Here is a 22,085-nt window from a genome sequence, read left to right as displayed (position 1 = left end):
ACAATTTGAATTACATACAGAAACACAACATAAGGCAGTGGCTGTAAAACCACTGCCTTTAGTCTTAGTTAAAATAAAATCTGATGAATTTAATATTGTAAAAATCGCAGGTTGTAAGGTCGTTTGTGTCAAGCTCGTTTATAAGAATATAGTTTGCCGCAACGCCGAGCAAATATCCTGATTTTGTGACAATTGTATTTGAACCCACAAGAAAATCAATGGATACTCTTCTTCCGATTTGAGTGCGTATAAAACCGTTTAGATATTGCACACTTTCGGCTGTTACCTCATACGGATTTTTTATGTCGGTCAAAAGGCTTGCCGTCGACATTGCAGTCTGATTGTTTTGCATATTTTGCATATTCTGTTCGTTTATCATTGCGGGGGTCGGCAATGTTTCGGGATTGTACGGCTGGGTTGAATCTATGTTCTGAATTTCACGAACCGCCAAATCATTTGCAACTTCGTTATTTTGACTTTCGGCAGGGATTGTCTGTGTAAGTTGATTTATCGACTGCCCCGACGCAGGATTTCTTCTATTCAGTGCCTGTTGATCAGGACTGAAACTTTGATAATTCGGACTTGTGGGGCTAACCAATGTAGCCAGGTCAAGTATGGATGGAATTTCGTAACCGTATTGCTGTATGGTATTTGGAATCTGGTTGTTTATACAATTATAATTATTGCAGGCTGAGGGATTGGTGTCGAGATTATACAGAGTATTTGGGTTGAGCTGCTGCGCCTTTTTATTGTTGATGTAATTTACCAAAACAAATCACTCCTATGTGTTTTTGTAAGCCTGTGTCGGAGAATAAAAACAATGTTTACCGATACGATTGTAAATCACGCCGATATTGGTAGGAAAATAGTTTGGACAGGTTGAGGAATAAGGATTAAAATAGAATAAAGAATTGCCGACCGAGCTGTCGGTATTGCCTGCAAGTGCCCAATCTGCAATTTCGTAGTGTATATCTTCAGGTACAATATTATACACATTTTGCGAATTGTACTGACCCCCTACGGAAGTCTTTAAGCAGGTAAACTGATTTGGCTGTGTAATGATTGCCCGCACATCTCCACCGTTGCTTATCCGTGCAAATTCCCCGTAAGGAACAGTTGACCTGTTGATAATCACAGAGGCAACCGCACGCATACCTTCAATCCCCTCTCCTCCGCTTTCGCATTTTAACAACCGAGCAAACAATTCTCTTGTGTCAAAAGCCATAAAATCACCCGCCTTACGAAAAATAATTCGGTATTGCTTATTCATTTCATTTTATGATAAAATAATAATTTAGTTACAGGTATTGACAATTTTTAATTGAGCCGTTATAATAATTGAGTACGATAACTTAATATGGAGATGTACCCAAGTGGCTGAAGGGTCTGGCTTCGAACACCAGTAGGTCGGTAACTCCGACGCGAGAGTTCAAATCTCTCCATCTCCGCCAAAAGCACTCGAGCAATCGGGTGCTTATTTTTTGTGATAAGCACTGAAAAATCGGCTTATTTGCTATGTTTTTCAATCACTCAGCCTTTGCTTTTTGAGTGAATTTCGGTATCAAACAATATCAGCTAAAATCAATAAAGTTACACAGTAAATTACACAGTAAAAGCCCCTCAAATACCACTTTGGTATCCGAGGGGCTAAACTTATGTATGCTTATTCTTTTGTGTCTGTATCGGTTTTATTTTCGACTGTATTTTTCAATCGGCGGACGATATTTACAAGGAATTTCGGAATTGGTGTGCCTAACTCCGAGAGATTTTCGAGAATTGAGATTAATTCGTTGATGATGAGCCAAATCGTTACAATTAAACCGCAACAATATGTGACACCTATATCTACATTTGCCGCCGCTAAGCCTGTGCAGATTAAATAATCGACAACACCCGCAACAACCACAAGAGCGAGATAGCTTGCTTTTTTCAAAATTCCGATTAAACCTGTTTTACTTTTTAATTCACCGTTTCTGTACGCAGATGTCAGTCCTGTAATATAATCAATAAGCATTACAGCGATGAGCACGAGAATTGGGATAAGTAAGATATTAAAATACGATATAAGTACACCGATAGCTACTGAAACAGTAGCCTGAATAATATTGTCTTTCATTGTTTTATACCTCCGTTATGTAAGTGTAATCTGCAAGCCGTCGATCTTTGTGTCAAACACACCTGCGTAACCGTCCTGTGAGCTGTCTTTTTCTGTGTTGTGCTGCCAATCCCAAAAGCCTGCGCCCTGTTTACGCACTCTGTAGGTTGCCTTATAATCGCCGACTCCCTCAAATTCAACCTGCAAGCCGTCAATAACCTTGCCTTTAATGCCTGCATAGCCGTTGATATCGTCCTTGATGTCGTATCCGTCAACCCAAGGCAACCAGTCACCGTTGAGCAGATGCACTCTGTACTTGATGTTGCCCTTGCTGACCTTTACTGCAACTGCCGAAATAGCTTGCTTTTTTCTTCCTGCTATGTTGCTAAGACCTTTTACTTCGCTGTACCATTTGTGATCAGCAAATACACGATAAGTCAACGTTGGCTTTTCAACTTTATTAACCTTGCCACTGAGCTTGTCTGTAACGCTTTTTGCAAGGTTACCAAGGCGGTTATAAAGCCAGTCGCCCGGGCAGGACTTGTTATCAAACCACCTGTGAACGGTCAGGAGCATTTCGTCTGACTTAGTGCTATAATTTAAAGCCTTGTTTTTATCGTTAATCCACAGAAGCTTTTTCTTGCCGTTACGCTTGCAGATGTCAACGCAAAGCTCAACCAGCTTATTATAAACTTTATCGTTAAATGCGTAAGGGTGTTTAAGCTCGCTTGCACATTCAATTGTAACGGCTCTCTGGTCGTTTGAGTTTGAAGAAGAACACCACGAACGGTTGTCCTCATCAACACAGAGGAGAACCCTGCCGTCTGTACCGATGCCGTAGTTACAGCTTGCTTCACTTTTTTTATTCATAAAAATGTTACCAAGAGTTTCAACCGAACACTGACCGACAACACAGTGAGGAGTAATGCGGTCAATACTGTGTGTTCTTGTTCCTGAATGGTTCGGGCTTAATTTTGTGTAGTTTACAAGTTTTGAATTACTCATTTATTTTTCCTCCCATACCGCCATAACGGCGTTATAATATTCTTCTGAAAGCTCGGCTTTAAGTATTTCCCTGTCGTTTTCACAATTCATATATGCGTTGCGAACATTGCCGCCAACCTGCATTTCTGTGCCGTTGATTTCAATAAACTTCTGTCTTAATACGCTTACACTGTCTTTTGTGAGCATATCGAGTGTAATTCTTTCTTTGATTTCCATAGTAACTCGCTCCTTATCTGATTATGTAAGTAATAATGAAATTGATTTTTTCGTCCTCTGCAAAAATGTCCGTTGAACTGACATAAATCCAAGAGCCGTCAAGTCTGATGTTTATTAATTTATTTGCTGTTGAATATACAACAAAACTAGACAACCTACTTTCGTTTTTTGCCGCATACGGTAAACCTGACATCTGAATATATTTTTTATGAGAGAGCAGTGCCGTAATATTGACCGATACAGTTACAATATTACCATTTTTAGAATATACAAAACTGCCCTTGCAACCAGCATATATTTCTTGGGCTGGTGCTAATGTTCCTGTACCACTCTCAAAATTTGAGCTATCATATTTAGCCGCAAGCGACTTGTCTGTCGCTGTTTTGTTGTCTGTTACGGTCTGACTCAGAGTACTGATTGACTCATCAGCTGAGGACTTATTGTCTGCAATCTGCTTGCTTAGCTGAGCGACTGCATTGTCTACACTGTCCTTATCAGCTTTAAGATTAATCTTCATTGTCACTGTTTCGTCAATGTCTGTTATTTCATCTTCAAGCTCGGTTTTATCTGCCTTTGCAGATAGGGCTGTGTTAATCGCAGTTATTCTTTCGGTTAGCGTGTTGATGTTGCTATCCGCAAGCGCTAGGTCTATGCTGTTCTCGTATATGCCTTTTTCGATTTTGTTTAAGTTTTCTGCGCAAAGTGGTGTAGCTGTGCTCGGTGCGTCTTCCCAATTTGTTTTTGTGTATGCCATAATATTTATTCCCCCTTTGCCTCTATGCTGTCTGTCAGAGCTTTAATTCCGCTCAGTGTACGGCTCAGCACATAGGCTTTTACTTTTTCTTTTTTAGGTTGTCCTGCGTTATCATATACAAAATCACCGTTTGAATCAGTAACATAGCTTTCAATTTCTATTCCGTCACCAATCTGCACCCAAGGTCTGCCGTCGAGAGTAGTTGTAAGCGGTGTATAGGAGCAATTATAAAATCGTTCGCCTGTTTTGCCGTTAAGAAGATTTTGTACATTGTGTATTGCCGAACCGCCTGTGCCGTCATCCTCCTGTCGGCAGACTGTATTTTTTGTTAAGTCATAACTGTTCGACTCATCGCCCCACAAAGTTTCAAACTCGATTGTTTTTTTCTCCCTTGACGAATAACCGTTGATAAACACAAAATCGTTGTAGCCGCTGCAATCGTATTCTTCTGCGTATAAGTTTTCGTAAAAATCGTATGTTTCTGTACTCTTGCCGAGTTCGATGTATCTAAAAACACCATAGCTTGCATTAGGAATAATTGTTCCGAATACTCCGAGCAATTCACAACAATTCTTGAGCAGCTCGCCGTATGTAATTGTATTTGAGTCCTCAAGCCATGCTCTGTTGTATGTCGGGAAATTTCGTACAGTTAAGCCTGTTGATTGGTTTATCACCTCGTCGAGAATTTCTTTGTTATCCTCGACCTGAATCATATGCTTTCCGTTGTAGTTAAGGCATTGCACAACCAATTCGCCGATTTTATAGCCGTTTGGATAAGTTTTCCATAAATCAAACAGCTTATTTGTTGCGTCAATATCATATAACATAGAGAGTGCGTCATAAGCGACAATGTGTCGCTTATTGCGGTTATTCTTGTCGAGCTTGGCACTGTCAATAATACCGCTAAACAAATAATATTCCTTTGCAGCTACGGTTTCTCCCGGCAAAAGTGATGTACCTAAAAACAGCTTTGCAGATGGCAGCAGCTTTTCTCCGCTCGGAAAACGCTGCGTTAATTTTACGCTTATCCATTTGCCTACAAGGTCATTTGTAAAGGTTCTGTCAATTGAATTTACAATGTCAATGTTAATTTCAGCGGCAATACAGCCACCAAATTTCAGCTTGCTTTCATCACAAATTGACTGTTTAATGCTCATACTTTCGCTTGCTATGTTTTCCTCGGTAATGTCCTCGTATTCACCGTTTGGAAATGAAACTGTAAGCGTGTTTTCAATCAGATTTTCAATAGTCTGCTTTTTGTGCAGGCTTGAAACCTCAAGCAAATTAACCACCTCTTAATATTCAATAAATGTAAATGTTACCGCCGCATATTTAATGTTGTCTGCGGTAATAAGCTTTGGCGTGTATGTTATATCGGGTATATATGCGGTCATAGTGCGGTACGCAAGAAGTTCATCGTCCCAGTATTCAACATTGAGCTTGCGTTGCTGAGAATTTGACATAGCACCGTTTAAAACACTGCGAATAGTTCTCATTTCAGCAAGGGTAAGACCGTCCTTGGTATTGAATGTAATCTTCGTCTTGTTGTTCGGTGATGTTACTCGCCTTAAAAGGTTGTTGCTGTCACGATAAGCTTTAATCTCCGTACGCTGTAAAGGTGTGGCTTGATAACTCTCTTTAGCTATGAGCTTATGTGGAAACTGCAAGCCGTTTTTCGGGAATTTAATTAAATAGCCTTTAAATTCACTCAATCTTATCCCTCCTTACGCAAAAGCGGACCTGCCTGTGCGTTTCTTGATTTTGTTGTTCTCATCAGCAACAGCCTCAAAAAGCACCCTGCCGTCGGGCATAGTTAAGGTAATGTGAATATCACCGCCGTTGCCCGCTCCGCCATATTCAGCAAGTACCTCAGCCATAGCCTGTTTCATCGCAGAAATCGGAGATACTACCTCAGGTTCACGCTTATTATCGCCGAGAACTGCTAGAAATTCACCGTAATTTGCAGGTACATATGTGCCTGTAGCAAGTTTGGGGATGTGCACCTTATCAAGCCGACCTGCGTGCCATTCCTGTCCGAATAGCTTGCCGATAGCGTTAGCAACCGTATCCACACCGCTTAACATTCCGTTCAACGCTGAAATAAAGCCATTGATAAAATTTTCAAGTCCGGTTAAAACATTGTTAAGAGGCTTTTTGATGATGTTATACAAGGGTTCAAAAACATTTGAAAAGACTGTTTTGATTGCCGTTAGTGCGTTAGAAATGCGGTCTGCCATAGTCTGTGCCGAGCCTGAAATGCGGTTTGTATTTTTTGAAAATACATTGGCGGAATTTTGGCTTGTTTTATTAACTGTACCGTCAAGGTCGCCAAACGCTTGCTTTGTGCAGATCAGCACACCCTGTGTTTCCTCTTGTGAATCAACAACAGCACCCGATGCTTTTTTCACATTCTTGTGTACTGATTCTGTTCCTGTTTGTGCCGCTGCCTCGAGCTCCTCCCAAGTAGTTATGCCGTCGTCTTTCAAAAGCGAGAGAACCGTATCATGTTCAAGTCCGTATTCCGATGACAGACGAAGATAAGCATTATAATCCTTAGTTTCACCGTTAATAGCCTTGAGAGAGCCGTAACATTTGTCTTGTTCATCAGTGTAGGCATTCACATTGTTTTGCAATTCCTGTAAAGCGTCACTTGCTTTCCAATACTCGTCAACCGACTCCTGCATATGCTCCATTGTATCGTTACCGCCATACAGCATATTAATTTGTCCGTTATCGCTGTAAATCAAATTTTTATATTCGTTTTTATCAAGCATTCCGTTATTGGCTTTTTCCAAAATAGCCTTTTTTGTTTTGACCCTATCGCCCTTTTGCTTAATTAATTCCTCTGTGTAATACTTAGCCTCCTTTTTGCTGAGAATAGAATTTTGATAGATATAATCCTCAAGTTCTTCTTTGATTTTGCCTGTATTATCCTCTTTCATTGCAGTTTCAAGCTGAATTTCAGCCTTTTTCTTTTCTGTTGTTAAATCGGAATACATAGAGCTTAAAGTCAGTTTCGCCTGAGCAATTTCCCATTTGTCTACAAGTTCGTCAAGATTTTTAGTGACGGTGTCTATGTTGTCATGAATAACTATATTGCCGTCAATTTCTTCAAATGTTATACTGTTCCAATGTTCGTCAAATCCATCCACTTTCTCAGAAAGCAAATCAACGATAGTTGTGTATTCGCCTTTTTCGCTCTCGTCAATAGTACCGTCTGCAATTATTTCTTCCAACCTGTCTTTTAGCTTGTCAACAGTATCAAAATCGACTTGTAAATCGAGCTTTGTATCGTTAATCTCGTTTATTTTGCTTGACATTTCATCAGACAAGGTCTGCCATTTGTCTGTAAGCTCTTGTGTTTTGTCAAGCTCATTTTTCAAAGAGGAATTGCTCCACTTTTCTTGATTGTAAACTTTAATTGCAGAAACCACCGCAGTTACAGCCGTTGCAATAGCCATAAAAGCAGCTGCGTAAGGGTGAGCCGTTATCGCAGTTTTAAGCGCAGAAAGGCTTTTCTTTATGTTTTCTATCGCAGACTTAAATTCCTTATACACCTTAAAGCCTTTAATAGCAGCCACCACTGTACCTATTGCAGCGGCAATGCCGGTGATAACAGAAATAGGAATTTTCTTTATTACACTTCCTAAAAACTTAAGTGCCTCAGACAAAGCGTTGACAACAGTCGGTACAGCTTTCTCAATCGTCCATTTTGCAAGCGGCAATAAAACATTCTTGTACGCTTGTTTTAGCTTATCTCCGCAAGCCTTGAGCAGATTTCTGAATCCCTCGGTCAAGCGTTCAACCGCCTGTGCAACGGGGTTAATGTCAAGGTCCTCAAGCCATTCGAGGCGGTCAGCTGACATTTCATCAAGCAGCCCTGTTATATCTTCGACAATGCCTAATATGCTCTCCCAAATTTTTCTGCCTGTATCGTTTTTCTCCCAAGCGTCTTTAATTTTGGTTCTGAGAGTTTCAGTATAGTTATTGCAGTTGCGGATAACCTCAAGTATATTGCTCCAAATTTTCTCGCCCTTACCGTCATTCCACACCTGCCTGAATGTATCGCCTACCGTATCCAAAAGCTCAACAAGGCTGTTCCATTTGTCGATAAACGATTGCACCACGCTGTCGCCTAAGCCTGCTTTGTCCCAAGCATTTGTAAAAGCCTCTGCAATATCACCAACTGTGCCTACAAAAGTGTTAATTAATGAGTTAATATTTCCAAGCACCTTTTCGCCTGTGCCGTTATTCCACACTTTTGCCCACGAATTTTTAATCGTTACGCAGGCGGTTTTTACCTTGTCAAGCGAATTTATAATATTGTCAATAGTCTTGCTTGTACGCCTGTCGCTGTCAAGCATAGATTGCTCAAGTGCATTTTGCATTGATTTGATTTCAGAACTTGACGCTTGCGTACTTGTGTCTGAGCTGTTGTCCGAGGTGTCGCTCATCACATTGAGTTCATCAAAGCCTGCAAGGTTTTTCTGCAAGTCTTCAGCTGCCTCCGATGTTTTTTCAATCTCAGAAGTAGAGCTGTCCGCTTGACTTGCAAGGTCTGACATATCGCTTACAGCTGAGCTTGTCGCATTGCTTGTTGCCGTAGAATAGCCGAACACCTGAGCTGTAAAGTCTTTAAATTTCTGTGCCGCAACGCTAAGTCTTGAGATAAACTGATTAATGCAATTAAGCAGCGGAGTAAAAGCATTTATCAAGCCTTGACCGATTGTAGCCTTGATACTGTCAAACTGCAGCTGTAAAATTCTCGTTTGATTTGCCCAACTGTTTTGCGTTCGGGTAAAGTCACCCGTTGCATTGCTCAACTGACCGAGTACAAAGTTATATCTAAGCGTTACCTTTTCTGCCTCAGTCATAGCAGATGTGGTCTTGCCCCATCCGTTTGCCATTGCGTAATTGTCAAGTGCGTTCTGCGTCATCACAATGCCAAGGTCTTTGAGCGTTTCTGTTTCACCGCTGAAAACAGATTTTAGTTTTGTGTATGCCTCATCTTGTGTGATGTTATAAAATGACGCCACATCGCCCGTAAGAGCAGTTAATGATGTGGACATATCAAATGCCTGCTGTTCAGTAAAGCCGAAAGCCTCCGCCATAGAACCAAAAGTGCCGACATATTTTTTAGCCATAGTTTCAGACAAGCCGTAGGATTTTTGTGCCGACTTTGCCCAATCGTCCACACTTACAGACATATGGCTGAAAGTAACATCAACTACATTCTGCACTTCTGCAAGGTCTGAGCCAAGCTCTATGCTTTCCTTGCCAAAGCTCACAACCGCCGCCGTACCGAAAGCGGTAAGCAGCGTTCTGCCAATCATTTTCGCCTTGCTTTGCAGTCTGTCAACAGCCGTTCTGACTGTTGTAAGCGACTGCTTAGCTTTATTTGCACTCAAAGTCACTGCTTTCTGTACCTTTTCAGATATATTTTTTGAGCTGTCTGCAACATTTTTATCAATGCTTTTCAGCACATCAAGAACCTGTTTACTGTATAAATCAGTATTTTCTTTAATATTTTTGCCTGTTTTTTCTGTTTCTTGCTCAACCTCTGAATTTGTTTTTTTCACTTGCTGTGAAACAGAACTGTTTACTTTATCCCAAGCTGCCTGCATTGCCTCTGCTTGTGTCATTCCTGTTCGTTTCAGAATAGAAGCAATAGACATTGCTTTCGACTTTGCACTTCTCTCTGTATCAGCAATTATATTTTGTATCTGAGCGCCAATATCTGATGTGTTGTTTTTAACTTCATCAACTATTTTGTCGGCAGAATTTGACACTTGTTGAGTTGCATTTTGTGCAGTCTGAGCAGTAGTCTTAGCACCTGCCTGAGCCTTGCTCTGAGCTGCCTCAATAGCTTTATTGATTCTTGCAATATCGCTGTTAAGACCGCTTGTGTCGATTTTAGTATTAAAAATCAAGCTACCGTCAACCGCCATGTAATCACACTCCTTTCAATATAAAATAAAGGGCGTAACGAAATGTGACACCCTTGTGGTATAAAAACAGCGCACACCCGAAGATGTACGCTGTAATTAGCTTATTTAGTTGTTATGAGTTCTTTGCTTCAAGTTTCTTTTGTGTTATACCTGCAATCGCAAGCTGTTCGTATGCCTTAGGGGCTGACAGGCTGTCCGGAACAGGTATTCCATATGTATCGCAAGTCAGTTTATCCATTTGAGCAATTTCAAGAGGTGTACATCCTTTGTCTTTCATAATTGCACGCTGAATACGCAGATAATTAGCAACACCGTTAAGATACTTTACCGTATCTGGAGAAACAAATGCATTAACCGCTTCTTTTACTCTGAAATATGTTTCCTCGAGATTTTCAAACTGCTCCCACGCCTTGTCTGTATCAAGAATTTTGCAGTGGTGATTTGCCCCTCGTTCGGTCCAGAGGTAAAGGCGAGTAACCATATTATTAGGGAAGTAACTTTCGGTTACTACCTTTTTAAATTCTTTGAGTTCGTCACCCTGTAAATAGAAATAATGCTTTCCCTCTATGAACTTTTCTTTATTTCTCTTGAAATTGTTTCTGATATTTGTTGTATCAGTTCCGTATGCCTCTGCAAGCATTGCAGTTGTAATAACTTTCTGTCCTTTGTATTCCATAGCTTTCATATCATTTAACCGCCTTTCTCATTTCAGCTTTTGCAGCTTTAATGCCTTGAGCATATCCAAATGCGAATGCATCGCAAATCATATCACATACACTTGAATTGGTACGATAAATTTCCGTAACGTTCTCGTAGCCCATATCATAATATGGATTAATAGTGCCACGAACACTTTTGATTACATTTTTTACATTCTTTACACAAGCCATAATAAAAACTCCTATCATAATTTTAATTTGACAGAAGTTCCGCTAAATGATATAATAGATTTCAGATAGAGATACTTCTGTCTTTTTGTAACGGTAACTAATCGCTTTGGTCGGTGGATAGTTGCCGTTATTTCTTTTTAGGAAACAATATATCGTCCGAAAGAATTAAGTCTGATATGGTTCTTGCCATAATATCAGTAAAATTAGACGGTTTTATTTTAAGATTACACTCATCCATAACATCCTGTATTACTTTTGACACTCTTCTTTTTAAATAAGATTGCTTTTCTGCTAAATTCATTTCAGGAAATTTTTTGAGGTCCTTAGTAAAATACTGTTCATGAAGATTATCAATGACTAATTTTTCTATTATGTCATTTACATGACACCCCTTTTCAAGTGCCATTTTCTTCAATTCGAATAGTACATCTTCATCTATTGTTGTCCTAAAAGCTTTTCTCATTCGTCATTCGCCTCCTATGTTCATATAGTACACCGTTTATGTTCATATGTCAATACCTATTTAAAAATAATTTGAAAAATTTTAGCCACCCCGTTTGGAGTGGCTTTTTCATTGTTTTTTAATCCATTACTTTAAAATCCAGTATGGATAGATTTATAGTGGATATACATTCTCCGTCAAAAGAAATGTATAAGCGTTTTAAAATCCAATATGGATAGATTTTAACAGCTACCCTCATATATACCAATTAACCTTTAGTTAATCTTTTCCAATGACACTTGACACACACCCTATCATTTCCTTTATTTATTTGACTACATACAGGGCATTTCCAGTCAGCTCTTGGTTCTTTGAGTTCATTGTCCGCTTCTTTACCTGTTATACATAATTTTTCAAGGTACACAAGTATCTTTGCAATTCCACCAAAAATGAAACACAAGAAAGCTGTACCAGTCCACACACTTATTAACGCAACAATAGTTTTATACTCATATGCCATTAATAGACCTATAATTATACCAAAAACCGCAATACAGAGAGTTAAACCCTTGTAAAATTTGCTGTTCATAAAATCACTCCTCTGTTACATAATATAACAAAGTTTGTGTATTGTCAACAATAATTTTGTGTAACACCTATACAAGATTGTTTATAAAATCCTCTTCGGCGTCAAGTTCTGCTTGCTGTTCGGGAGAGAGCTTTTCCTTGATGTCAACAAGCTCTTTGTGCTCATTGTAAAAATCACGCTCCCATTTTTCAAGCTTTTTGCCCTTAGCACGCTTGCCTCTTATGTTCATTACCTGCGAGAGCAATCCGTCGCCTACCTCGCTGAAATAGCCGAGAAAAGTCCACCAATGCACATAGCTTGCAATCCTTGTTTCAAAGCCTGCAACCTTGTTAAGTGCTGGGAAAATAATGCTTTCGTCATAGCTCCAATCAATAATTTTGACTGGAGCTTTTTTCGATTTCGGCACATCTCCGCCGTCAAGAAACCACAATGCCTTTTTGAGTGCCTCCTCAACATTCTTTGGAACTTCCTTGTATAAGCAATTCAAGCATACTGCCGCTTTTTCGCCGTAGGTTAGCTCTTTGTCGGCATAAGCCTCGAAAATCAAGAGAGCAATACGAAAATCGGAATTAATCTCGTACTGCTCTCCGTCTATTTCAAGGCTTGTAGGAAGTAATCCAATCACTTTGCAAGCCTCTTTGCTTGATTGAGGTACTTCTCAATATGCTTGCTCTGCTGAGCGTGTGCGTTTTCAATGTCACTTACGATGACCGGCACAACGCAGTTGAGAAAGTTCTCAAAAATCATACTGCCATCATCACAGATTGAAAGGCAATTTACATCGCCAAACGCACCCTGACTTACACCTGCACCGAGAACATAGTCTATTTCTCGGCGGATTTCATTGTCAACATCAAGAAAAATTTCAAAGGTTACATCCTCGGGTTTCATATTCTTGTACTTCTGCACAAGCTCTTCTGTGCGTTCTGTCAGCTTGTTGAGTCGCTCAACGAGTGAGTAGTCTGTGGTGTTAATCTTAATTACTGTGTTTTCATCATTGTTGATTGCATATGTTTTTAAGGGTGTTTTAAAATTCAAACTCTGCATAGAATCACTCCTTATACAGTTTCGGTAAATGTCGGTACCTTATCTGAGATTGTCGCTGTACCCTGCTTTCTGTTGCCGTCAAATGTGACATTAAACGGAATGTTTACACCGCCCTGTGCACCGCCGTATGACTGCGGTTTAACGATGCAGTCCTCAATCCAAGCATCATAAGGGCCTGTTTTCTTGTCAATGAGCACTTCAAGAATTTTGGTTTTGCAGTCATCACCGGTAAGGCGGTTCATTGCAATGTCCTTAATTTTTGTATAAATACTGTCCCCTGTGTTTGCGTAATATGTACCTGCGTCAAGGGTAGGCTCGTAGCCGTTGTCATTTACAGAGGTTTCATCAAGAATGTTCTTTACTGTGCTTGTGTCCGGACTAAGCTCGACCGACATATCGTCAATGTCCTTGCCGATAAGATACCACTTTGGACTTTCGCCTGTGCCAAAGCTTGCGTCAATAAAATGTAAAAGGTAACTTCTTTTGAGTTTACCGATATCGGGTGTTGATGCTGCCATAATAATTCCTCACTTTCAATTTTTAATCAATTTTCAATAGCGTATTGGGCGGTGATTTGCAATTGGTACTGAACACCGCCGTTGTTGTTTTCGTCAGGTATGCTGTAAAGCATTCCGTTTGAGCAAGTGAGTTTTTTAAGCTCACCGTATAAAACGTTGTCGCCGACTTCAACTTCTATGTCACCCTCTGCGTGCCGTTCAAGCCACATTTGCAGTTCAAGCAGCATTCCGCTGTTTACAAGGCGGTCATAGTCGTTGAGCGACTGACAGGTAGCGTACAGGATAAAGGTGTGATTGCGTGTTTGATTTCCTAAAATGTCTTCGCTGACAAGCGTGTCACCTGTCGGAGAAAGTCCAAAATCCTGTACTTTGTTTGTTGAATAATCAATGTGCACAAGCTCGCCGATTTTCGGAAACTCCTGCACAACGGACCTTACAAGTTCGATTATATTCATTTTGCATTACTCCCAAGTCTTCTTGCCGCCGCTTGCAGAATATCTCCTTTGCGGTCGGCTTTCATTCGCTCAAACCACATTTTGCCCGCAAGCGGGTGCTTGTCCTTGCTGTAGTGAATATCTCTGCCTGTCGGGTGTTTTTTCTTGCCTTTAGGACTTCGCCAACCGATTATAATGCCGTCACCGCTATAGCGTCCGAATACGATATGCTCAGTACCGTCTTTTTCTCGCACGATCGGATAGTTAGGACCATACACCTTGCCATAGTAAAGATACCTTGCATAAGGTGTAATCTGTTTAATTTCTCCACTGCCGATAACGGTATGTATAGTTGCGGAGTTTTCGAGTACACCCATTTTAAAAGGTGTGTACGGCTTCATCAGCTTAATGCAATCCTTGTCAACCTCTCGTTGTGCTCTTGCTATATGCTTGTTTAAATCATTAGCAAATTCTTTATTCCACTTGAGAGAAAGAGTGCCGCTAACATCTGTCGGCTGATTTACATTAAAAAGCATTTAATCACCTCGCAGATACTTTGATGTGCTGTAAATCCGCAGGGCCGTAAAGCAAACGGTCAATACTCATTACTGTGTGAATTTCGTATTTGTCACGCAAGGTTTTTAGGCTCTCTGATACGCTCCTGTCGCTTGAATTATCAAAGATGAAATTACACTCACCTTTTACAATAATGTCTTGAGAGGGGGACAGAGGGGATATATCAGCGTTTGGAAACAGACCGTTGCTCGGAAATAAAAAATCATTCGGAGCAAGAACAAGCGCATTTAACGGAATGTATATAGCTATTCCGTCAGCGTTCTGCATTCCGCTTTTAAGTACGTTAGCGGCTTTGCACTCCTGCCAATGGCAATGCGGAATAATAAGCCTGTCAAACCCTTTGCCGTTAAATCTGTAAAGGGTCATCATAGTATCCGTAAACATAATCAAACACCTCTGTACAAAAGGTCTGTGTCTGCAAGATACTTATATACTGCGGATTTAACACATCGTGTAAGTTGCTTTTTGCGAACCTCACAGCTTTCATACGAGCGTGACACATCTCCGACTTTTTCTGATGTTATGCCCTCACTGCCGCTCATATTATCGGCTTTATACATCAGCTCTGCGACCTCACAGCAACAAAGTTTCACAGGCTCGATTATATCCTTTGTATCGTCGATATTTGAGCCTGTGTAAGCATTAATAATAAGCGTTGCCTCTCTTGCATAGTAGGCAAAAGCGGAGGTAATGACCGCTTTTCTGCCACATAGATATTCGGATTTATAATAATTTTCGTCAGCGTAAACGGTCAATATTAGCACCTTCTTAAGCCTTAGCGGCAGCGTGGAGATAAATGCCCGCTGTCTTATTTTCGTAAACATCTGCAATGCCTACCATTCTGTAACCGAACTTGTAACCGTCCGAATCCTGATTCACAGCAGGTTCGATGACCTTGGTATCAAGGTGCTTTGTAAACTGAAAAAGCGCAGGCTTATGAATAATCATAAAGTTGATGTTTGAGGCGGCAGTGGCTTTCTGATAGCCGCCCTTGGTCTTGCCGCTTGATGTGCCGTCAAGCTGTTCAATCGCTGTATAAAAGCGTGTCTGCGGCACTGTGATAATCTTAGCAAATCTGCTGAGAACCTCTCTTGACTTTGTTGTGTCCAAATCCTGCACAAGTCCGTAAAGAGTTGGTGTAATGTAAAGGTAACGCTGCTCGTACGGAACTTCGTCCTCGTCCATCTGAGTAGTACCCTTGCGGAGTGCCTCGATTACTGCCGCACCTGTGGTAAGGTTTGCAGGTGTGGCAGAGGTAATACCTGCGTGACTTGCGTATGCGGCAAAGCGGAATGCGTCAAGCTCCGGCACAACCTTTGTGCGGATAAACTCGCCCGAAAGTCTGCCGAACGCAACGCCTGCGGTTTCGATATTGTCCATTGTGTCCACATTGAACATTCTGCCTCGATCAAAGTTGCATTTTACGGTTTCGTTTGTGAGTGTAACATCGCCGTTCACATAACCGCTGTTACGACTGTAATCCGCAAGACCGTCCATTGAAATCATCGGAATAATAAGCTCGTTTGAGTTTGCACCTGCTGTTGCAAGGTCAGACGCACCGTCAAGCTCGCTTGTAAGCGCCGACTGCTTATAAACCTCATCGAGCAAGGCTGTGTAAGTTTTAAAAAGTGCAATAGAATTTGCCATAAATTTTCACCTCATTAATTATTTTTCGTCTGTACTAAGTCCCATTGCCGCTCTCATACTTGCAAGAGGGTTTGACTTAATACCTGCGTTTCCTGTATTCTTTACAGGATTTTGGAACGGCTCATCAGAACCGAACATATAGCTGTTTTCGCTCTTAACGCTTTCAAGAGCCTTAGTAATATCGTCTGCCTGATTTTTTGATGTTTTAAGACTGTCAAGGTCAAGCAAAGCCTTGACCGCCGTTGCGTTTCTCGCACCGCTCTTTGAAATAGCGCCGTCAAGTACAGAGTTAAACTCCATATCGGCAATTTTTGTCTGATACTCGGTTTCTTTGTCTTTAAGGCTTGTGTTGAGTTTTGCGATCTCGCCTTTAAGATTTTCGACATCTACGCCCTCAAACTCTTTAAGTGCTGTCTGTGCTGTTTCAAGCTGTGATTTGTAATTATCTCTTGCTGTTGTGATTTTTTCAACCTCTGCAACAGTCTTGTAATTTGCAAGCACCGCCTTGTCAAACTCTGCCTTTTTCTCATCGGGAATCGTAATACCGATTTCAGAGAGAAGTGTGTGTATGTTCTTCATAATATAAATCCTTTCTGCATAGCTTATATTCCGCTTTGCCTGCGGTAGAAATTCAGCCGTATAAACCAACGGCGGGGTAAAATAAAAGCACCTATGCAATCAAATGCAAGGGTGCTTAGTCTGCTTTATTTTTGTTGTCTACAACCTCAATAACAAAACCTCGGTCAATAAGGCTTTTCGCTCGGTCTTTGGTACATTCAAAGACTTCATTGACAGGTCTGTTGATAAGACCGTTCATTTTATCGTTAAACGACACAACTACTTTTACTTTCATTTTGTCACCGCCTTTCTGATTTTGGGTATTAAAAAAGCACTCAATCTGATTGATTAAGTGCTAATCTCTGTATTAAATTCACGCATAACAAAACCGCCCACAAGGAGCGGTTAGTCTTCTTCCAAGTAGTCAAACTCATTTGACATTGAACGCTTTTTCTCTTCTTCTGAAAGTTCATCATTGCCAATAGAGCTTAGTATCTTTTTTATTACCGAATCATCTTCATGGAATATTCTTTTCACTCCAAATCACTCCTGACTTTGTTTTATTAAGAAGTTTACTTATAAACTTGTCATATTCTGCATCGGTATTATTTTTAACCATTTTCTTTTTTAGCCTGTTATATTCAAGTTTAAAAACTTCGTCGTTAAAATTATCACCTTTTGTAATAAATTCTACATCACCATTATTTTTTACGATTGTTAATGTTTTTAATGACTTTAAATTTTTAAACAAAGAAATATCAACATCAGAAAAGCTGCTATTTCTCGGGTGATTATGCAAAATCATTAAATTATTGCCTTTACCTGACAAACTTGTGCCAAAATCCAAATGGTCATCAGCACCCAACAATGGTGTTTTATCAGTTAAATCTTCACGAAAAACAAAAGCTACCTCTTTGTTTTGGTTATGTTCTTTTGAAAATTTCAAAAGCTCCTTATGTTGTTTTTGAATTTCAACCCTTTGTTCTTCAGAATATCCGTCAATATCAACTTTCGGCACTCGCTCGATAGCTTTATCAGTTATAGGTGTAATCGACTTTTTACTTTCTTCTTTTAGTATATCACCTTTTGAAGAATTTGCAATATGTTTATTGCTGTTCATACCTCTGATTTTTCCGTCGTCGACATTCTTGATACCTCTTAACGGCATTTCGGCTTTCTTTGGTTTTGTAATGCCTTTTACGGTATTACTGCCGACTGTCACTCTGTCCCATTGTTGAGAAAGTCCGACGCTTTTTGAGAAGTTCACATATTCATCTGAAGTTTTTACATATCTTGCACGAGCGTTAATTATTGCTTGCTCGTCAGCCCCGCCTTCTTCAAGCAATTTTATTTTCTGCCTTTGTGCCCGCATTGTGGTTTCAAGTCTGCGCTGTCTTTGGGTTGCCTCGTACTTTGTGTATGTCTTGCCGTTGTATTCTACAGGCTTGTTTTCCTCTGCGTTCATCTTGTCGAGCTGTTCATCCGTGTATGTGCGTGGAGTTATGCCGGGAGTGAAAGGCGAATATGAGTGATAGCAGTTTGCGCCGCAAAGTCCTGTTACCGTGCCAAGTCCGCACACGCTCTCGAGTTCTTCCTTACTGTACACTCTGCCTTGCCACACCTGATGGCTCGGCCTTGCTCCACTGTGCCACGATACCTCAAAGTAATTTGTGCCGAGTTTTTCGGCGTTTTCCTCATTGATTTTGCCCACAACCTGATTCAGTCCTGTTGACACCGCACGCCTTGCCGCAACGGTAACTCTATTGCTGTGACCGCTTGCATAGTCAACCGTACGCAATCCGCTGTTTGTCATTTCGGTTACGGTTTTTTCGAGTACGGTATTATAATCACTCGCACCGCTTGCAATTTCCGTGACGGCTTTATCAAGTGTTTCTTGATAATAGTCTGCAACGGGAGTAAAGCCCAAACTGCCGTCAGGCTGTCGCTTTGCAAAGCCCATTGACTGTGTAATGTTTTTACATTCGTTTTGTGTCTGCTCTTGTACGGCCCTCACAAATTGCTGTAGTGGCTCGTTTTCTGAATATGGTATAAACTCCTTGCCTTGTTCAATAAAAGCACTCTCCGCCTCGTTATATCCGCTTTCCGTTATATTTGTAAAGATGTTTTCAACTTCTTTATCGCTAAGGTTAAGTGTCCTTGCGACAATGTCTTTGATTCGCTTTTTGCTTGTACCTAAATCGTATAATCTGCTCATTTTATAGCCTGTTGACGGTATAATCTCCGCAGCTTCAAGTAACATTCTTACTATTTCTGTCATTATGCTCATTTGCAGGCTGTCAAAAATTTGCTCAAGCGCAATCGGGATTGCCTCTGTAACTTCGGGAGTAAACATCAGTCAACAACCTCCGAGGACTGCGGCAGGTTCTTTTTTGCTGTCTTTTCGTCCTCTCCGTACCATTTCATACGATACTCATCAGGTCGCATAATTCCAAGACTCAAGTCCTGAATATCCTGTGTGCGTTCGGTCTGTTCATCTGTGAGAATACTGTCCTTAAAGTCACAAACGAATGTGTAACCGCTTGTTGTCAGCGAATTGTAAAAGGCGAGAGCATACACCAAATCGTCAAGACAATATTTAAGCTGTTTCTGAATTGCCGATACAGTGTTGTACTTTCGGTTCTTAGCCGATAATATCTCCGTAGCCGTCTTTGCGACAGTGTCGGGGTCGGATAGGTCGCCATATGCAAGACCGACCGAAAATTCAAGTCTGCGAAGATATGTATTTAGCCCGTCGGTAATATCAGATTGACGAATTGCAGGAGAAAAATCTTTGAACAATTCATTATCTCCGAGGTCAACATCTACAGCTTTGTAAAGTCTTTTGTTGAGTTTTTCAGTACCCTCTTTCTTGAAAGCTGTGGCATCAACATGTATTGCCCTTTCGCCGCTCTCAAACTCCCAATCAAGTCTGCCGAATTGTGTGTCTATTTTACGAATAAGATTTATGTCATTTGCGTAGACAGAAACACCGCAAGATGAGCCGTCAATCGTGTTTTTAATCGGTGTACGAAAATAACCGAAAGCAGGGCGGAGCATTGCAGGGTATGTAACAGCATTCGGCAGGCTTGCCCACTCGTCAACTGCCACAAGCGGAATTTCTCTTCCAAGTTGCCCCTCACTTGCAGACACATAAGCAGTGTTGGTAATTGTCAAGCCCTTGTCCTTATCAAGGCTATGATATTCAAGCCTTGTGTAATAGTTGTCGCCGATCTTCTTAAATTCAGGAAAGATGACTTTTACAAGCCTATGCCTTGCGTCAAATTCAATCGGCACAAAGGCATTTGCGGAAATATACTGCACCTTGTCGCCGCCTAATGGTTTAATCACCATTGCGCCTGTTGCAAGTCCCGACTGCAATTCGGAGTTAAGGTCTTCCGTTGCGGTTTCAAAGATTTTCTGCAATTTGTCATTGCTTACGCTTGCTGTCATTTCGTTAAGCGTGATGTTTGCAAACTCCCTTGTGATTGACTGCTCAAGTCTAAGGCTTATTACATCGTCATTAAGCCAAGGGGCATTGCCCGAAAAGCAGTTTTGCCAAAGCTCAATACTTGAGAGCATATCGTCTGTAATTGCAGGCTTAATGCCAAGTGCCTGCTTAATATCTTTCAGCGGAAACAACCTCTGCCACACTCCTTTCATATAGTTTAAAAATTGCATATTACACCGCCCTTATAAATCTTTTCATATCCCGCTCAAATGTGTATTCAAAACCGTCAAGGCTGTCGATGTCGGTTGAGCCATCGTCAAGTCTTTCGTCAACAAGTTTTTTATCGTTCCAAACAGCCTCACAAAGAGCCGTTTTCAGCGTGTCGCAGCCGTCAGTGTAAAAGAACCTGCCTGCACCCATAAGTCGCAGCAGGCATTGAATACGGTCCTGTACAGGACATTTGCGTGCTGGTCTGACTATCGTATTTGGAAAATGCTCCTCAAACGCTCTTTTAATTCCTCGACCGAGTACAGTTTCGGCATTATCCCAATACACAAAGTCCACAACACCGCATAAATCAAAAACAGACTGTGCAAAATTAATTGCCAGCCTGTCAATATCGTTTCCGTCGTATTCACCGAAGTGTCGTTCGCTTTTCAACGCTATTAAATTATTGTAGCCTCTTGCCTTTGCCGTCGCCACAAATGCGTGGCCCGATTTATTGCCGCCAAAGTCAATGCCGATTGTCACTTCTTCAAGTTCCGATTTCAAAAACTGCCTGTACGGTAAATCCGTGTTGATTTTGTCGGTAATTTGACAGTAAAATTTTTTTGGATTATCGGCAAATCGGCGGTAAATAGCACCCTCGGCACGCACCCACTTGCCAAGAATAAGACGGTCATAGAAAATTGTACCCTCATATTCATTGCAAAGGTTCTTCACAAACTCCTCGGATAAGAATTTATTATCGAAAATCGTGTATTCCTGCAAATAAATATCTGCGTCGCTGTCTATAAATTTCTTGAGCCAATGAGTTGGGTGTTCAGGGTTTAAGCTGCCGTCAAAGCACGAATAAGGCTTGTCAAGTCGGGATTTAAGCATATTGAAAACATCTTCGTTCCACTTTGCAACCTCATCACCGTAAATATATTTTGCCGACGCACCCTGAATTTTAGCAACCTGACTGACCTTTTCCGCACCCAAACAATACACATCTTCACCGCACACCTTTGCAATGTTTCGGCTGTTGATTGTACCCACAATGTCGGAAGAGTAACGCTCACGCATAGGCTGTAAAACATTTCGCTCGATTGTTTCCTTTGACACTCCGATGATAAAGCACAAACCGTCTTTACCTATTCGCTCTCGAATACGCATAGGCACAATGCAGGTGACATCAACAAAACTTTTGCCCGAACGCACCGCACCGCTTTTTATGTTCCAACGATGTGTAGCGTTTGCGATATATTCTTTTTGTTTAATCGTGTACGGCATTGTTTGTGCTCCTTTCTGCGTCATCTTTGATTTCTTTCAAAATGCTGTCGAGCTTGTCAAGTGCGGTCTTGTCGGTTTCCTCTTTTTGCTTATCACGCCACTTGTCGGGGCGGCGGTTTTTCAGCCAAAATATTTGTGCCGTTGTGTTGCCCCCAAGAGCAGAGGATAACAACGCATTTTCAACTTCATAGTCCACAACCTCTTTGCCCTTTTTTAAGGACTCCGAAATCTCCGAATACTTTTTCTTCCACTCATAAAATGTTGATACTGTAATTCCTATATTCTTAGCTATCTGCTCATCGGTCAAGCCGTCCCTTGCCCAACCCTCAAGCAGTAATAAATTTTCTTCTTTAAGCCATTTTTCATACTTTCCTTTTGCCACCGTCACCACCTCTCTTTATGTAAAAATCAGCAAAAGCAAAAC

At 41.0% G+C, this 22,085-nt stretch carries 28 protein-coding genes and 1 tRNA gene; 1 reads left to right on the top strand and 28 read right to left on the bottom strand.

Features of this window, described 5'->3' with window-relative positions:
• Positions 1-64 precede the first annotated feature (64 nt).
• A complete protein-coding gene (locus I2E21_RS08395) occupies positions 65-769 on the bottom strand; it encodes a hypothetical protein (RefSeq protein WP_022234168.1) in 705 nt (234 codons plus the stop codon).
• Between the two features lie 12 nt (positions 770-781).
• Complete coding sequence (locus tag I2E21_RS08390; RefSeq protein WP_022234167.1) at positions 782-1,225, bottom strand: cell wall hydrolase; 444 nt, start codon at positions 1,223-1,225, stop codon at positions 782-784.
• A gap of 134 nt (positions 1,226-1,359) precedes the next feature.
• Between I2E21_RS08390 and I2E21_RS08385 the strand changes: the two genes are divergently transcribed.
• A tRNA-Ser gene (locus I2E21_RS08385) sits at positions 1,360-1,451 on the top strand.
• A gap of 212 nt (positions 1,452-1,663) precedes the next feature.
• Here I2E21_RS08385 and I2E21_RS08380 read toward each other — a convergent pair.
• The 26 genes from I2E21_RS08380 to I2E21_RS08260 form a co-directional block, all read right to left on the bottom strand.
• Positions 1,664-2,116, bottom strand: a complete 453-nt coding sequence (locus I2E21_RS08380; RefSeq protein WP_195411042.1) for a phage holin family protein — start codon at positions 2,114-2,116, stop codon at positions 1,664-1,666.
• Between the two features lie 15 nt (positions 2,117-2,131).
• Entirely contained in the window at positions 2,132-3,100 is a 969-nt protein-coding gene (locus tag I2E21_RS08375) for a peptidoglycan recognition family protein (RefSeq protein ID WP_195411041.1), read from the bottom strand.
• A complete protein-coding gene (locus tag I2E21_RS08370; RefSeq protein WP_195411040.1) occupies positions 3,101-3,316 on the bottom strand; it encodes a hypothetical protein in 216 nt (71 codons plus the stop codon).
• A gap of 13 nt (positions 3,317-3,329) precedes the next feature.
• Complete coding sequence (locus I2E21_RS08365; protein ID WP_195411039.1) at positions 3,330-4,070, bottom strand: hypothetical protein; 741 nt, start codon at positions 4,068-4,070, stop codon at positions 3,330-3,332.
• Between the two features lie 5 nt (positions 4,071-4,075).
• Positions 4,076-5,353 carry a hypothetical protein gene (locus I2E21_RS08360; RefSeq protein ID WP_195411038.1) on the bottom strand — a complete coding sequence of 426 codons (1,278 nt, stop codon included), beginning with the start codon at positions 5,351-5,353 and terminating at the stop codon, positions 4,076-4,078.
• 12 nt (positions 5,354-5,365) lie between these two features.
• Complete coding sequence (locus I2E21_RS08355; protein WP_195411037.1) at positions 5,366-5,782, bottom strand: DUF6711 family protein; 417 nt, start codon at positions 5,780-5,782, stop codon at positions 5,366-5,368.
• A gap of 12 nt (positions 5,783-5,794) precedes the next feature.
• A complete protein-coding gene (locus I2E21_RS08350) occupies positions 5,795-10,018 on the bottom strand; it encodes a hypothetical protein (protein ID WP_195411036.1) in 4,224 nt (1,407 codons plus the stop codon).
• Positions 10,019-10,130: 112 nt separating this feature from the next.
• Entirely contained in the window at positions 10,131-10,703 is a 573-nt protein-coding gene (locus tag I2E21_RS08345; RefSeq protein ID WP_195411035.1) for an ORF6N domain-containing protein, read from the bottom strand.
• 1 nt (position 10,704) lies between these two features.
• The gene (locus tag I2E21_RS08340; protein WP_195411034.1) at positions 10,705-10,908 is read right to left on the bottom strand and encodes a hypothetical protein; all 204 of its coding nucleotides are present in this window, start codon (positions 10,906-10,908) and stop codon (positions 10,705-10,707) included.
• 127 nt (positions 10,909-11,035) lie between these two features.
• Entirely contained in the window at positions 11,036-11,371 is a 336-nt protein-coding gene (locus tag I2E21_RS08335) for a hypothetical protein (RefSeq protein ID WP_195411033.1), read from the bottom strand.
• Between the two features lie 247 nt (positions 11,372-11,618).
• Positions 11,619-11,939 (bottom strand): hypothetical protein, encoded by a 321-nt coding sequence (locus I2E21_RS08330; protein WP_195411032.1) that lies wholly within the window; start codon positions 11,937-11,939, stop codon positions 11,619-11,621.
• A gap of 67 nt (positions 11,940-12,006) precedes the next feature.
• The gene (locus I2E21_RS08325; protein WP_195411031.1) at positions 12,007-12,564 is read right to left on the bottom strand and encodes a Gp15 family bacteriophage protein; all 558 of its coding nucleotides are present in this window, start codon (positions 12,562-12,564) and stop codon (positions 12,007-12,009) included.
• On the bottom strand, positions 12,561-12,986 hold the full coding sequence (locus I2E21_RS08320) for a hypothetical protein (RefSeq protein ID WP_195411030.1): 426 nt from the start codon (positions 12,984-12,986) through the stop codon (positions 12,561-12,563). The genes I2E21_RS08325 and I2E21_RS08320 overlap by 4 nt, the downstream gene beginning before the upstream one ends.
• 11 nt (positions 12,987-12,997) lie before the next feature.
• On the bottom strand, positions 12,998-13,504 hold the full coding sequence (locus I2E21_RS08315; protein WP_195411029.1) for a hypothetical protein: 507 nt from the start codon (positions 13,502-13,504) through the stop codon (positions 12,998-13,000).
• 26 nt (positions 13,505-13,530) lie between these two features.
• Positions 13,531-13,959 carry a hypothetical protein gene (locus I2E21_RS08310; RefSeq protein ID WP_195411028.1) on the bottom strand — a complete coding sequence of 143 codons (429 nt, stop codon included), beginning with the start codon at positions 13,957-13,959 and terminating at the stop codon, positions 13,531-13,533.
• Complete coding sequence (locus I2E21_RS08305) at positions 13,956-14,474, bottom strand: minor capsid protein (RefSeq protein ID WP_195411027.1); 519 nt, start codon at positions 14,472-14,474, stop codon at positions 13,956-13,958. The genes I2E21_RS08310 and I2E21_RS08305 overlap by 4 nt, the downstream gene beginning before the upstream one ends.
• Positions 14,475-14,478: 4 nt before the next feature.
• Positions 14,479-14,898, bottom strand: a complete 420-nt coding sequence (locus tag I2E21_RS08300; RefSeq protein ID WP_195411026.1) for a hypothetical protein — start codon at positions 14,896-14,898, stop codon at positions 14,479-14,481.
• 2 nt (positions 14,899-14,900) lie between these two features.
• Positions 14,901-15,269 carry a hypothetical protein gene (locus I2E21_RS08295; protein ID WP_195411025.1) on the bottom strand — a complete coding sequence of 123 codons (369 nt, stop codon included), beginning with the start codon at positions 15,267-15,269 and terminating at the stop codon, positions 14,901-14,903.
• Positions 15,270-15,282: 13 nt separating this feature from the next.
• Positions 15,283-16,161, bottom strand: coding sequence for a hypothetical protein (locus I2E21_RS08290; RefSeq protein WP_195411024.1), 879 nt, complete (start codon positions 16,159-16,161; stop codon positions 15,283-15,285).
• An 18-nt stretch (positions 16,162-16,179) separates the two neighbouring features.
• The gene (locus I2E21_RS08285; RefSeq protein ID WP_195411023.1) at positions 16,180-16,740 is read right to left on the bottom strand and encodes a phage scaffolding protein; all 561 of its coding nucleotides are present in this window, start codon (positions 16,738-16,740) and stop codon (positions 16,180-16,182) included.
• A 115-nt stretch (positions 16,741-16,855) separates the two neighbouring features.
• Positions 16,856-17,014 (bottom strand): hypothetical protein, encoded by a 159-nt coding sequence (locus tag I2E21_RS08280; RefSeq protein WP_195411022.1) that lies wholly within the window; start codon positions 17,012-17,014, stop codon positions 16,856-16,858.
• A 110-nt stretch (positions 17,015-17,124) separates the two neighbouring features.
• Complete coding sequence (locus I2E21_RS12485) at positions 17,125-17,256, bottom strand: hypothetical protein (protein WP_279310060.1); 132 nt, start codon at positions 17,254-17,256, stop codon at positions 17,125-17,127.
• On the bottom strand, positions 17,237-19,072 hold the full coding sequence (locus I2E21_RS08275) for a phage minor capsid protein (RefSeq protein WP_195411021.1): 1,836 nt from the start codon (positions 19,070-19,072) through the stop codon (positions 17,237-17,239). Before I2E21_RS08275 ends, I2E21_RS12485 begins: the two co-directional genes overlap by 20 nt.
• Positions 19,072-20,397 (bottom strand): phage capsid protein, encoded by a 1,326-nt coding sequence (locus I2E21_RS08270; protein ID WP_195411020.1) that lies wholly within the window; start codon positions 20,395-20,397, stop codon positions 19,072-19,074. Before I2E21_RS08270 ends, I2E21_RS08275 begins: the two co-directional genes overlap by 1 nt.
• A 1-nt stretch (position 20,398) precedes the next feature.
• A complete protein-coding gene (locus I2E21_RS08265) occupies positions 20,399-21,661 on the bottom strand; it encodes a terminase family protein (protein WP_195411019.1) in 1,263 nt (420 codons plus the stop codon).
• A complete protein-coding gene (locus I2E21_RS08260) occupies positions 21,645-22,043 on the bottom strand; it encodes a helix-turn-helix domain-containing protein (RefSeq protein WP_195411018.1) in 399 nt (132 codons plus the stop codon). Before I2E21_RS08260 ends, I2E21_RS08265 begins: the two co-directional genes overlap by 17 nt.
• Between the last annotated feature and the right edge of the window lie 42 nt (positions 22,044-22,085).

The sequence above is a fragment of the Ruminococcus sp. BSD2780120874_150323_B10 genome, assembly GCF_015553695.1.
Classification (GTDB): domain Bacteria; phylum Bacillota; class Clostridia; order Oscillospirales; family Acutalibacteraceae; genus Ruminococcoides; species Ruminococcoides intestinale_A.
This window is presented reverse-complemented; position numbering and strand designations above follow the sequence as displayed.

What these genes read in the sequence shown, in the direction of transcription:
- I2E21_RS08380 (WP_195411042.1), bottom strand. Translation starts at nt 2,116, where the DNA reads ATGAAAGACAATATTATTCAGGCTACTGTTTCAGTAGCTATCGGTGTA.
- I2E21_RS08265 (WP_195411019.1), bottom strand. Translation starts at nt 21,661, where the DNA reads ATGCCGTACACGATTAAACAAAAAGAATATATCGCAAACGCTACACAT.
- I2E21_RS08330 (WP_195411032.1), bottom strand. Translation starts at nt 11,939, where the DNA reads ATGAACAGCAAATTTTACAAGGGTTTAACTCTCTGTATTGCGGTTTTT.
- I2E21_RS08280 (WP_195411022.1), bottom strand. Translation starts at nt 17,014, where the DNA reads ATGAAAGTAAAAGTAGTTGTGTCGTTTAACGATAAAATGAACGGTCTT.
- I2E21_RS08365 (WP_195411039.1), bottom strand. Translation starts at nt 4,070, where the DNA reads ATGGCATACACAAAAACAAATTGGGAAGACGCACCGAGCACAGCTACA.
- I2E21_RS08305 (WP_195411027.1), bottom strand. Translation starts at nt 14,474, where the DNA reads ATGCTTTTTAATGTAAATCAGCCGACAGATGTTAGCGGCACTCTTTCT.
- I2E21_RS08300 (WP_195411026.1), bottom strand. Translation starts at nt 14,898, where the DNA reads ATGTTTACGGATACTATGATGACCCTTTACAGATTTAACGGCAAAGGG.
- I2E21_RS08340 (WP_195411034.1), bottom strand. Translation starts at nt 10,908, where the DNA reads ATGGCTTGTGTAAAGAATGTAAAAAATGTAATCAAAAGTGTTCGTGGC.
- I2E21_RS08285 (WP_195411023.1), bottom strand. Translation starts at nt 16,740, where the DNA reads ATGAAGAACATACACACACTTCTCTCTGAAATCGGTATTACGATTCCC.
- I2E21_RS08315 (WP_195411029.1), bottom strand. Translation starts at nt 13,504, where the DNA reads ATGGCAGCATCAACACCCGATATCGGTAAACTCAAAAGAAGTTACCTT.
- I2E21_RS08335 (WP_195411033.1), bottom strand. Translation starts at nt 11,371, where the DNA reads ATGAGAAAAGCTTTTAGGACAACAATAGATGAAGATGTACTATTCGAA.
- I2E21_RS08310 (WP_195411028.1), bottom strand. Translation starts at nt 13,959, where the DNA reads ATGAATATAATCGAACTTGTAAGGTCCGTTGTGCAGGAGTTTCCGAAA.
- I2E21_RS08390 (WP_022234167.1), bottom strand. Translation starts at nt 1,225, where the DNA reads ATGGCTTTTGACACAAGAGAATTGTTTGCTCGGTTGTTAAAATGCGAA.
- I2E21_RS08375 (WP_195411041.1), bottom strand. Translation starts at nt 3,100, where the DNA reads ATGAGTAATTCAAAACTTGTAAACTACACAAAATTAAGCCCGAACCAT.
- I2E21_RS08370 (WP_195411040.1), bottom strand. Translation starts at nt 3,316, where the DNA reads ATGGAAATCAAAGAAAGAATTACACTCGATATGCTCACAAAAGACAGT.
- I2E21_RS08275 (WP_195411021.1), bottom strand. Translation starts at nt 19,072, where the DNA reads ATGTTTACTCCCGAAGTTACAGAGGCAATCCCGATTGCGCTTGAGCAA.
- I2E21_RS08290 (WP_195411024.1), bottom strand. Translation starts at nt 16,161, where the DNA reads ATGGCAAATTCTATTGCACTTTTTAAAACTTACACAGCCTTGCTCGAT.
- I2E21_RS08345 (WP_195411035.1), bottom strand. Translation starts at nt 10,703, where the DNA reads ATGAAAGCTATGGAATACAAAGGACAGAAAGTTATTACAACTGCAATG.
- I2E21_RS08320 (WP_195411030.1), bottom strand. Translation starts at nt 12,986, where the DNA reads ATGCAGAGTTTGAATTTTAAAACACCCTTAAAAACATATGCAATCAAC.
- I2E21_RS08350 (WP_195411036.1), bottom strand. Translation starts at nt 10,018, where the DNA reads ATGGCGGTTGACGGTAGCTTGATTTTTAATACTAAAATCGACACAAGC.
- I2E21_RS08270 (WP_195411020.1), bottom strand. Translation starts at nt 20,397, where the DNA reads ATGCAATTTTTAAACTATATGAAAGGAGTGTGGCAGAGGTTGTTTCCG.